The organism is Streptomyces sp. (genome assembly GCF_050698815.1).
GTDB lineage: Bacteria > Actinomycetota > Actinomycetes > Streptomycetales > Streptomycetaceae > Streptomyces.
The window spans coordinates 1-10,623 of record NZ_JBOHCV010000549.1; the positions used below are offsets into that span (position 1 = coordinate 1).

The window sequence follows — 10,623 nt, forward strand, 5'->3', positions numbered from 1 at the left end:
ATGGCGCGCCTGGACCACGACGGTCCGAGCGGCGACATCATCTGGCACGACGCGTGGGACGGCTTCCCGGCCTCGCGGCGCGCCATCACCGACACGTTCACCTCGGCCGGCGTACGCAACCCCGTCCTGGTCGCCGGAGACTGGCACTCGACGTTCGTCAGCGACATCAAGAGCGACTTCGACCGGCCTGATTCCCCTGTCGTGGCAACGGAGTTCGTCGGCACCTCCATCTCGACGAACGGCGACGGCTAGGTCTACGGGCCCTACTACGGGCCGATGATCAAGTGGAACCCGCACATCAAGTTCTTCGACGGCGACCGCCGCGACTATGTCACCTGCACGCTGAGCACGGGGGAGTGGCGGACGGATCTGCGGATGGTGCCGACCGTCAGCCGGCCGGACGCGGCTGCGACGACGTTCGCCTCGTTCGTGGTCGAAGACGGCAAGCCGGGGGCGGTCAGGGTCTAGGGTCTGTGCGATGTCGTGATCAATCGGCTGCTCGCGAGAGATCGAAGCTTCACCATCCGCAGCCCCGGTACCTGTCCCGACCGGCTGTCAGGCGAAGACTGAGATCGCGAGGATGATGGGCAGAGAGATGACCGAGGCCAGCGTCATCGGGATGGAGTGGGTCTTGATGGTCCCCCGGGTGGAGAACCCGAGCAGGGACTGGAACATCCAGAAGAAGTTGCTGGACACGTGCGGTACGAAGAGGGCGCCCGAACCGGCCGCGAGGGCCACCAGGACCAGCGGCGCGTCCAGGTTGCCGGCGATGGGCGCCAGGATGCCCGCGGCGGTGATGCCTGCGATGGTGATGGAGCCGAGCGCGATGTGCAGCACTGCCGCCACGATCCAGACCAGCAACAGGGGCGGCAGGAAGCCGGATGAGAACGCGCTGCCGAGAACCTTGGCCATTCCTGAACGCTCGATGACGAACCCGAGCGAACCGCTGATACCGCTGAGGACAAGGATGGGGCCGCACTGAGCGAGCGCGGTACCGATGGCCCCGACGATCTCGTCCGTGGACCGAACGCGGCTCGCCAGGACGTACGCCAAGGTGGCCCCCAGCAGGATGGCGACCACCGGGTCGGTCAGGAACCCGAGTGCCGCGGAGTCCACGGATGTGGCCTCCGCGATCGCACCACCGGCTATGAGGCCCAGCGTCAACAGCACCGGTGTGACGGCGAGGAACAGGGGAAGTTCCCGTATCTTCAGCCCGAGCGGTGGCCCGCCCGGCGTCGCGCCAGGTGCCTTGGTGGTGGTCGTCTCACGATCCTGAACGACCGCTGGGGCAAGGGCCGGGCTGCCGGCCTTCGACCCGTCGCGGATGGACGGCGGGTACTCGCCGTCCTGCTTGCGCGATTCGCTGCAGTCAGAGCCGTCAGAGCCGTCGAGTGCGGATTCGGGGGCGGGCCCGGTTTCGCCTGTCTCGCTCACCTCGTCGACCTCGTCGAACTCGGGCCGCCACTTCATCACGCGCAGGATGGTGGCGAAGGCGAGCGTGGTCAGCAGCGCCGTCGGCAGACCGACCGCGAGACCGAACAAGAACATCTGGCCCAGCGGGACGTCCAGAATGCCGGCGATGGCGACAGCGGCCACGCCGGGAGCGACGAACACCAGACCCACCTCGATGCCGGCGGTGAGCGTGCCGCCCATCAGGGCGCGTCCCTTCGGGCCCAGCCGCGGCCCGAGCCGGCGAGCGAGCGGCGCCGAGAGCACCAGCAGCACGTCCGCGTAGATCGAGGAGAACAGCGAGCTCAGTGTCGCGGCGAGGACGTAGGGGATGCTGCGCTCGCCGAAGACCTTGAGCATCGCCTCGACGAGCCTCTGCATCGTGTTCGTCACCGTGAGCAGCGCACCGAGGATGACGCCGAACGTCACCAGGATGCCGATGTCACTCATGACGTCGGCGAATCCGTCCGCGACCGCCTTCGGCGTGCCCTTCGCCCCGACCGCGGTGGTCAGGCCGAGGTAGAGGGTTCCGAAGACGAGCGCGAACACCGGCGGGAACTTCAGCCAGGTGATCGCGACGACGATGCCGACGATGGCGATCGCCGTGTTGAGGAGCAACAGGGCTTCGTCAGGCACGAAAGACTCCGCTCGTCCGATTCCATGAGGTCTGTGAGGATCCGTCAGGAAGGTGCCGGCCTGCCGGGCCCGGGGGCGCAGCTGGTCGCGTGGTACGTCGAACTCGCGGGCCGGTCACCGCTGCCGGAACCGAAGGGCTTGGGACCTGCCGTACATCGTGACGACGGTCACCTCTGCTGTCTAAGACTCATTTGCAGCCCAACCGATAAGGTTCGGCTATCGAACGACAGGTCGGAGAATCTGCGCAGGTCAGGGTGCCGCCAGGTGGTCACGGACTCGGCCTGTTCGACTGGGCGGGACCGACGACTGCGGCTCAGGCCCATGAAGGCGGTGAACGGCTTGGACATACGACAACTGCGTTCCTTCCTGGCCGTGGTGGACCACGGCAGCGTGCACCGGGCAGCCGAGCACCTTTTCGTCGCCCAGCCGTCGGTGACCCAGACCATCCGGCGCCTTGAGGCCCAACTCGGGACCAACCTGTTTCTGCGGCAGGGGCGCGGTCTCGTATTGAGTCCGTCGGGCGCGGCCTTGGTCGCGCCGGCCCGCGAAGTGGTCCGTTCCCTCGATGTCGCCCGGGAGACGGTCGCGGCCGTGGACGGCCTGCGGGGTGGACAGTTGCGCATCGCCTCCATGCCGTCCCAGGTCGTCAGTCCCCTCACCGAGCTCATCGCCGCCTACGCCGATGCCTACCCTCACGTGCGGGTGGCGGTGGTGGCCGCCGCCCGGCCCGACGACGTCCGCGACACCGTTCGCAGAGGAGTGGCCGAGGTCGGTATCGTCGCCGCGGCCGGCACCCACGAGGTGTTCACAGACTTCGATCATGTACCCATCGAGACGCAGGCGTTCGTACTCGTCGCCCGCGACGACGTCAGCCTTCCGCCTGGCGACCGACCCCTCGCCATCGACCAGCTCTCCGATCTCCGCCTCATCGCCGGCCAGCAGGGAACGGGAATGCGCCGGGTCGCGGACGCCATCGTCGCCGCGACCGACTGCCGCATCGCGATCGAGATCGAGCACCGCGAGGGTCTCCTCCCGCTGGTCCTCAGCGGCGTGGGAGTGGCCGTCGTCGCCGACTCCTGGCGTCCACTGGCCGACGCGGTCGGGCTACACGTCCGGCAGCTCGCCGTCGAAGACACCCTCGACGTGGGGCTGGTCTGGCAGCGCCACCACCTCAGCCCCGCCGCCGCGGCATTCGTCGCCGTCATCAAAGGCGCCGGGTTCGACGGCCACACCGGCCCCGGCCCCGGCCCCGGCCCGAACGACCGGGAACAGCAGCCGGAGCAGGACATCGGCGGTGGCAGGACTCAGCGCCACCGATAGGCAAGCCTTATCGAACGGGTTGCGAACGGGTCTTAGACAGTCACGAACCCGTCAGCGTTCCATGGGGTGCATGACCACTCGCTACCGCATCGCCCTCATACCTGGCGACGGCATCGGCACTGAGGTGCTGCCGCCCGCCTGCGCCGTCCTCGACGCCGTCGGCAATCGCCATGGGCTCGAGTTCGCCTACGACACGTTCGACTGGTCCTGTGAGCGCTTCGTCGCAGAGGGCGCGATGATGCCCTCCGACGGCCTGGACCGCATACGGCACCACGACGCCGTACTCCTCGGCGCCGTCGGATGGCCCGGCGTACCGGACCACGTCTCGCTGTGGGGTCTCCTCATCCCCATCCGCCGCCAGTTCCGCCAGTACGTGAACCTGCGTCCCATCAAAGTCCTCGAAGGCGTTCACAGCCCGGTGGCGAAGGCCACGAGCGACGTCGACTTCGTCGTCGTCCGCGAGAACGTCGAAGGCGAGTACTCCGAGATCGGCGGACGCCTCAACCGCGGCTTTCCCGACGAGATGGCCGTCCAGGAGTCCGTGTTCACCCGGCGCGGCGTCGAGCACATCCTCGACTACGCCTTCACCACCGCTCAGCAGCGCAAAGGCAACCTGGTCTCCGCAACCAAGTCCAACGGCATCATCCACACCATGCCGTTCTGGGACGAGCTCGTAAAGGAAGCCGGCGACCGGTTCCCCGACGTGACCTGGAGGCAGGAGCACATCGACGCCCTCGTCGCCAAGGTCGTCCTCGATCCGGCCCGGTTCGACGTCATCGTCGGCTCGAACCTGTTCGGCGACATCCTCTCCGACCTCGCAGCCGCCGTCGCGGGCAGCATCGGCATCGCTCCTGCGGCCAACCTCAACCCCGAGCGCGAGTACCCCTCCATGTTCGAGCCCGTCCACGGCTCCGCCCCCGACATCGCGGGCCAAGGCGTCGCCAACCCGCTCGGCGCGATCTGGTGCGCCTCGATGATGCTCGACCACCTTGGTCACCCCGAGGCCGGCGCAGAGGTCTTCGACTCGTTCGCCTCCGTTCTCGCCACCACGGACGTCCGTACGCGCGACCTCGGCGGGACCGCCGGCACGAAGGACTTCACCAACCTGGTGCTCGAGGGCATCACCCGCCGCTAAGGCTGGACCCCAGGCCGACGGCCCGGCTGGACTTGGACTCCTGGAGCGTGCCCGTGCCATGCCCGTTGTGCCGGTAAACCACGGTCAGCGGCGGTCCGTTGATGCCGCTTGATGCCGCCGGCCAGACAGCCATGGGGCGCGGCTACCCAGATCAGCGGCCCAACTCCGCAGAACCGCACGGTGATTCCCAAGCTCAGAGCGCGGGTTCGATTCCCGTCACCCGCTCCACAACGAAGGTCCAGGTCACAGACCCGGGCCTTGCTTGTTTTCCAGGTTCACTGCGGCTCCTGTCGTCATCCGCGCCGGCGCGGCCCTGAGCTGCTTGTCCGGAGACCGTTCCCGTGCCCCCTCCGCTGCCGGGATCGCTCACCGCCCCGACCCTGCGGAATAACGGACGGTTGATCATCACCGACTCCACCACGGGCGAAGCGTGCGAGGTCGACATCCTCAAATGGCTTTGTGCACGAGAACGGACGGGTTGTTACTCACCAGCCGCAGCGGGACAAGCCTGCCCGAGTTGCCAGCAGCGTACGGCCCCCTGCCCATGCTCGACCCCAGCCCAGGCAGGCCACCGGCCAAACCCGCTACGTCGGCCTCAGGGCCGCTCTGAACAGCACCCTTTCCGCCCATCGCCGCTGGGAGCGCACACTGGTAGTGAAAAAGAAGCACGCATGACCTGGCCGCCAGCAGGTACATGCTGCTCACGGCTCCCTTGTGCGGCTTCAGACCCGTCGCCGTTCTCTACAGGAGCGCGGCGAGAGCGAGAAGGAATAGCGCCATGACGAAGTCAAATGCGGTATTCATCTCCATCGGCACCTATCCAAGCGAGGCCCAAGCCCAAGACGACTATGACGTCGTAAAGGACCTCCACGAGGCTGGTGCGATCGGCACCTATGACGCCGCCGTGATCACCAAGGACGACAACGGCGAGGTGCACGTCAACAAGGACGAGCAGACCACCCGGCGCGGAGCATGGCGCGGTGCCGCCGCCGGTGCGGCCGTTGGACTCCTCTTCCCGCCGGCCGTGCTTGCCGCCGCTGTTGTGGGGGCAGCAGGGGGCGGGATCGGATCGCACTTGTGGCGCGGCCTGTCCCGTGCGGACATAAAGGAGTTCGGGGAGATCATCGACGAAGGCCAGGCCGCCCTGCTCATCATCGGGGAGAGCGAGCTGGCACACGCCGTTGAGAAGGCCGAGCTCAAGGCCCAGAAGCACGTTGCCAAGGAACTCGACGTCAGCGCGAAGGACCTCGACGAGGCCGTACGAAAGGCCACCGCCGAAGTCGGCTGACCCGGGAACGGCTTCTTACTCCATTTGTGTGCTGAACGGCTGCGCCGGGCCGTCACACGGCTTGCACTCCTCAGGCCGTGAAAGAGTCAGCGCACCGAACGAGGACTCGCTGTCCAGACAGCAGGAGAGCGAACCAGGCGAGCCTGGAGAAGCCCGGCCTTCTTCCGCTGCCTCATGGGAGAAGGCCGGAGTCGGCGGGAGAAGAGGCCAGGCGTTGATCACCGATCAGATCCTGTTCGGGGTGGGCCTGATCCTGGTGCTCGCCGTGGGCTCGCAAGTACTGGCGAGCCTGCTGCGTATCCCGGCGCTGATCGTCCTCCTCCCGGCCGGGTTCACCGCTGGAGCGCTCACGAACAATGTCGATCCGACCGGCTGCTGGGCCCGGCGTTCCAGCCACTGGTCTCACTGGCCGTTGCGCTGATCCTCTACGACTCCGGACTGGGCCTGCAGTGGGGCAAGATGCGCGGGCGTGCCCGCCGCGTGGCACCACGCCTGGTGATCTGGGGAGTGCCGGTCACCTTCGCGCTCACCGCCGTGTTCGCCGGCCCGCTGCTGGACATGTCGGCCAAAGCGGCGGTGATGACCGGCGCGATCCTGGTGGTGTCCGGGCCTACAGTGGTGGGCCCGCTGCTGACTTTCATCCGGCCGACCGAGAACGTCCAGCGGATCCTGTCCTGGGAGGGCTCACTGATCGACCCGGTCGGCGGCGTCCTGGGCGCCGTGGTGTTCGCCGAGGTGCTGTCGAGCACCCGCCACGGACTTGGCCACCTGCTAGGGCAGTTCTTACTGTCCATCGGCATCGGCGTGGCCGGCGCGCTGGTCGGCGTCGCGGTGCTGTGGTTCTGCCTGTGCAAGCTCAAGCTGGGCGACGTGCTCCGCTCCACCAGTCAGCTCGCGTGCGTGGTGGCTGTGGCGGCCGTTTGCAACATCTTCCGTGACGACTCCGGGCTCACCGCCGCCATCCTCATGGGAATTGAGGTCGTCAACCTGCGCGGCTTCGACATCCCAACCCGGCGGCCACTGTCTGAGACCTTGGTGCAATTGCTCATCGGGATCCTGTTCGTGTCCATCTCGGCCACCGTCACCCCCGAGTCGCTGCATGACCTCGTGCTGCCCACCGTCGGCCTTGTGGCCGTCCTGGTGCTGGTGATCCGCCCGCTGGTGGCCTTCGCCGCCACCATCGGGACTGGGCTGACCAGGGGGGAGCGCCTGTTCCTCAGCTGGATGGCACCGCGCGGCATCGTCGCCGCGGCCACCGCGTCGACCTTCTCGGCCCAACTGGTTGCCCAACACATCGGCGGCGCGTCCAAGATCCTTCCGGTCACCTTCCTGGTCATCATCGCGACCGTCGCCCTCTACGGCCTGACCGGCGTCCCGGTGGCCCGGCGCCTCGGCGTCACCCACCCCCCGCAGCCGACGCAGTAATCAGCGGCTACCCATGGGGGCATCGCCTTGGCCCCCGCTTCAGCTGAAAACCGTCGACGGACGCAAGCGGCTCCAAGCAGTTGATCGACCGGCTCGGACATATCCGAGAGTGTCGGTCATGGCGAGCGGGTCGATGACCTTGGACCAGTGCCAGAACGTCCAGGGCCAGCCGTGGGTGAGGATCAGCGGCACCGGGTCCGGGCCCACACCAGACTTGCGCATGAAGTGCACCGGGACGCGGTCGACTTCGGTGCGGTAATGCTCGTAGGTGTTGATCGCGGCCTCGGCCTTGCGCCACCCGAGATAGCCGCGACTCCGGAGCACATCCACGGGGTTCGGAGACACGCTCGCCGGCTTCCCACTGGTTCATCGACCGACACGTGTGCCGCCTCCTCGTGCTTGGTGGACACCGAGTGGGCATACAGAAGTCACTGGTGGAGTGAGATGACGGCACTTCGCCGGGCTGGCGACAGCCGGTGGGAGCACCCTCATTCCCGGGTTATCCCGCGGCGCTTCACCTGATCGGTCAGCCCCCCTGGTTCCTCTTGCTGCCTTTGGGTACTGGAGTCCCCCGTCCACCTCGGCTGAGGCCGCTCTGAACGGCTCCGAGGATGATCTTCAATGCCACTCCGAAGAGGAGCAGGTCCCCAAGCATCTGGACCATGGCCGTGATTCTTGCCTCTGAAGCCACGGGCACAATGTCGCCGTAACCCACGGTGGCAAACGTCGTGATCGTGAAGTACAGCGCGTCGGTTCGAGTCATGGCCTGGTTGAAGGTGTCGGCCCCGTTCCTCTCCATGAGGAAGTAGGACGACGCGAACAGCAGAATAAAGAGAGAGAAGACGGTCGTGACCGCCTCGACGGCGCGCACCCGGGGATACGCGGAACGCGTGATCTGCAGCGTCTGCCATACCAGAAGCCCCACCACCAAGCCCAGACCGGCGACCAAGCCCAAGATGGTGTAGGGGGTGAACGGGCGGTCCATCGGAATCCGGTAGTACGCCACAACCAGACACACCCCGAAGAGGACGGACCGGGCAAGAGCCAACAGCGTGAGGACGCGCCCCCGCCGCCGGGGAAGGTCTTCGAAGTCCGGGTCGGCCACGGCCTCCCACCTCAGCTCGCGATCGAACGCACCGAAGTGAAGCCGAGAACTGAGCGCGAACCGACCTTGCGTACAAGCGAGCCCGACCTACTGGGCAGCTCGCGAGGCCTCCGAAGTCGTTTCCTCGGCATTCCCTCTACGTCTCTGCATACAGGTGTATGGCAGATGCCTCGCCGACGCCACCGCCGTGGCGCCAACCGAGTGAAGGTGACTGATCGAACCTGCTGGAAACAACCACGCCGGCCGACACCTCGGTGGCCGAAGTAGTTGTTGCAGGTAGCAGGAGCTCCGCCAACAGACCACCCATCTGCGATTCCCAAGCCCAGAGCGCGGGTTCGATTCCCGTCACCCGGCTCCCAGTAGAAAGCCCCAGGCCCAGTGACCCGGGCGTCTTTGTTGACCAGACCTGTCTCGTCAGGTGGCCGGGGTGAAGGGCCAAACCAGCCGCGTGTCTCCTGCAAGCCGCACCAGATGCGCACCAGAACAGGCGGCAAGGACCGGTCAACAGCGGTCACAACGCAGCGCTACGAACGGCCGTCCAGACAACGTTGATGCAGATCAGAAGGTCAACTCAGCCGAATCACACGGTGATTCCCAAGCTCAGTCGGCCCGTCGTCCGGCGGGCGGGCCGACGCTGTGGCGGCGGGCAAAACGTCCGTGGGGCCCACTCAGTGGCTGCTCAGCGCCTTGCCGTACTTCTGAGCCGTGGACAGGTACGGGAGGCCGAGCGTGCGGGGCGAGAAGGCCGCCGAGCCGCCGGCCGAGCCGCTGGGGAGGAACCATACGGCGCCCAGGGAGGAGTTCTCGCCAGGGGATCCGACCGTGACATCCGGTACACCGTCGGCGTTGCCGTCACCCGAGGCGACCGCCACACCGAAGGTGTCGCCCGCCTCGGCGACGCCCGGGACGCCGGGCGTGTCCTGGTTCCAGGAGACGGACGTGGCGGCGCCGTTGGCGTCGAGCAGCCCCTGAGCGCCGCCGTGGAGCAGCCAGGCGGCGCCCGCCCCCGCTTTGCTTCCGATGGCCTCACCGGGAGCGCCCGCGATCAGGTCGTCGCGGCCGTCGCGGTTGACGTCGGCGACCGCGAGGGCGGCGCCGAAGCGGTCGCCGTCCTCGGCTACGCCCGGGACACCCGCCGTGTCCTGGTTGAGAGTCTGGGCGCGGCTGCCGAACGAGCGGCCCGCGGGGCTTCCGTAGTGGGTGTGGACGCCGCCCCCCTTGGCGAGTTCTTCGGGGCCGCACGGGTCGTCGATGTTCTCGTCGGCGATCTCACGGCACTCGCCGAGGGCCAGGTCGTCGTGGCCGTCGCCGTCGAAGTCGCCGGCGGCCAGGGCGGTCACGCCGCCGTTGCCCGTGTTCCAGAAGTTGGCCATCACGGACTGGTCGGCGTCCCACTTCCACAGGCGCACGTGGGACCGCGTGTTGGGGTCGCCCGCGGTCCAGTACGCCACGGCCAGGTCCGCCGTGCCGTCGCTGTCGAAGTCGCCGGTGGCCAGGACGGGGGCGCGGCCGCCCATGGGGGCGGCGACGACGGTGGTGACCATGCTGTCTTCACCCTGGATGACACGGGCGACGACCTTGTCCGTGCCACCGATCACGATCTCCTTGTTGTTGTCGTCGCCGGTCAGGTCGGCTGCCGCGACCGATTTGCCGTACGCAGCCGACGGCGACCGCCCGGTCATGACCGTCGACCCCGGTCCCGGCCCGTCCGTCGAGCCGCCTACGGCGGTGACCATGCCCGCGTCCGTACCGCGGTCGGTGACGTCCTCGCCAGGGGCACCGGCGAGCAGTTCCGCGATGCCGTCGCCGTTGAGGTCCACCAGGGAGACGGATGCGCCGAAGCGGTCGCCCGCCTCCGGGGTGCCGGGAATCTCGGGGGTGGCCTGGGTGACACGGAAGCTTCCATGGGCGCCGACGCCCTTCGGGCCACCCCGGACGACGTTCACGTACCCGGCCTTGGCACGGCCGCCGACGGTCCCGTCCGGGACGCCGACGGCGAGATCCGCGTAGCCGTCGCCGTTGAAGTCGCTCGTGGCGGTACGGGGTGCGGCAGCGGTGGCGCCGGACGGGAATACGAGCCCGGCGGTGGCCGCAACGGCGGCTGCGATGGCGTACGTCAGCATGCGGCGGCTGTGTGACACGGAGACTCCCCCTCGGTCGACGGTGTGGGGGGTTGTCTGGTGTGACCGTCGAAGGGCGGAGCTGGTTGTACGGAGTTCACCGGATGTTGGCGCCGGGTTCACGGTGGGCGGGCGAGGCCCTCGA

At 67.8% G+C, this 10,623-nt stretch carries 10 protein-coding genes and 1 pseudogene; 7 read left to right on the forward strand and 4 right to left on the reverse strand.

What is annotated here, in order from left to right:
* Positions 1 to 252: alkaline phosphatase D family protein (locus ACRDP3_RS19855; RefSeq protein ID WP_431518319.1), on the forward strand; the 252-nt coding region annotated here is incomplete at its 5' end.
* Between the two features lie 24 nt (positions 253 to 276).
* Entirely contained in the window at positions 277 to 468 is a 192-nt protein-coding gene (locus ACRDP3_RS19860) for a hypothetical protein (protein WP_431518320.1), read from the forward strand.
* Positions 469 to 555: 87 nt separating this feature from the next.
* Here ACRDP3_RS19860 and ACRDP3_RS19865 read toward each other — a convergent pair whose 3' ends face one another.
* Positions 556 to 2,085, reverse strand: a complete 1,530-nt coding sequence (locus tag ACRDP3_RS19865; RefSeq protein WP_431518321.1) for a GntP family permease — start codon at positions 2,083 to 2,085, stop codon at positions 556 to 558.
* Between the two features lie 339 nt (positions 2,086 to 2,424).
* Here ACRDP3_RS19865 and ACRDP3_RS19870 point away from each other — a divergent pair, with 339 nt between their 5' ends.
* The 5 genes from ACRDP3_RS19870 to ACRDP3_RS19890 all read left to right on the forward strand — a co-directional run bounded on the left by ACRDP3_RS19870 (position 2,425) and on the right by ACRDP3_RS19890 (position 7,253).
* Positions 2,425 to 3,405 carry a LysR family transcriptional regulator gene (locus ACRDP3_RS19870; protein ID WP_431518322.1) on the forward strand — a complete coding sequence of 327 codons (981 nt, stop codon included), beginning with the start codon at positions 2,425 to 2,427 and terminating at the stop codon, positions 3,403 to 3,405.
* A 70-nt stretch (positions 3,406 to 3,475) separates the two neighbouring features.
* On the forward strand, positions 3,476 to 4,540 hold the full coding sequence (locus ACRDP3_RS19875) for a tartrate dehydrogenase (protein ID WP_431518323.1): 1,065 nt from the start codon (positions 3,476 to 3,478) through the stop codon (positions 4,538 to 4,540).
* Between the two features lie 778 nt (positions 4,541 to 5,318).
* Complete coding sequence (locus ACRDP3_RS19880; RefSeq protein WP_431518324.1) at positions 5,319 to 5,828, forward strand: DUF1269 domain-containing protein; 510 nt, start codon at positions 5,319 to 5,321, stop codon at positions 5,826 to 5,828.
* 214 nt (positions 5,829 to 6,042) lie between these two features.
* A complete protein-coding gene (locus tag ACRDP3_RS19885) occupies positions 6,043 to 6,249 on the forward strand; it encodes a hypothetical protein (protein ID WP_431518325.1) in 207 nt (68 codons plus the stop codon).
* A gap of 59 nt (positions 6,250 to 6,308) precedes the next feature.
* On the forward strand, positions 6,309 to 7,253 hold the full coding sequence (locus ACRDP3_RS19890) for a hypothetical protein (protein ID WP_431518326.1): 945 nt from the start codon (positions 6,309 to 6,311) through the stop codon (positions 7,251 to 7,253).
* Between the two features lie 120 nt (positions 7,254 to 7,373).
* On the opposite strand, the pseudogene ACRDP3_RS19895 reads toward ACRDP3_RS19890, so the two are convergent.
* From ACRDP3_RS19895 to ACRDP3_RS19905, 3 genes and pseudogenes are all read right to left on the reverse strand, one after another.
* Positions 7,374 to 7,550 (reverse strand): annotated as a pseudogene (locus ACRDP3_RS19895) (epoxide hydrolase N-terminal domain-containing protein); the annotation flags it as partial.
* A 229-nt stretch (positions 7,551 to 7,779) separates the two neighbouring features.
* Entirely contained in the window at positions 7,780 to 8,358 is a 579-nt protein-coding gene (locus ACRDP3_RS19900; RefSeq protein ID WP_431518327.1) for a potassium channel family protein, read from the reverse strand.
* Positions 8,359 to 9,026: 668 nt separating this feature from the next.
* Positions 9,027 to 10,499 carry an FG-GAP repeat protein gene (locus tag ACRDP3_RS19905; RefSeq protein ID WP_431518328.1) on the reverse strand — a complete coding sequence of 491 codons (1,473 nt, stop codon included), beginning with the start codon at positions 10,497 to 10,499 and terminating at the stop codon, positions 9,027 to 9,029.
* Positions 10,500 to 10,623: the final 124 nt, after the last annotated feature.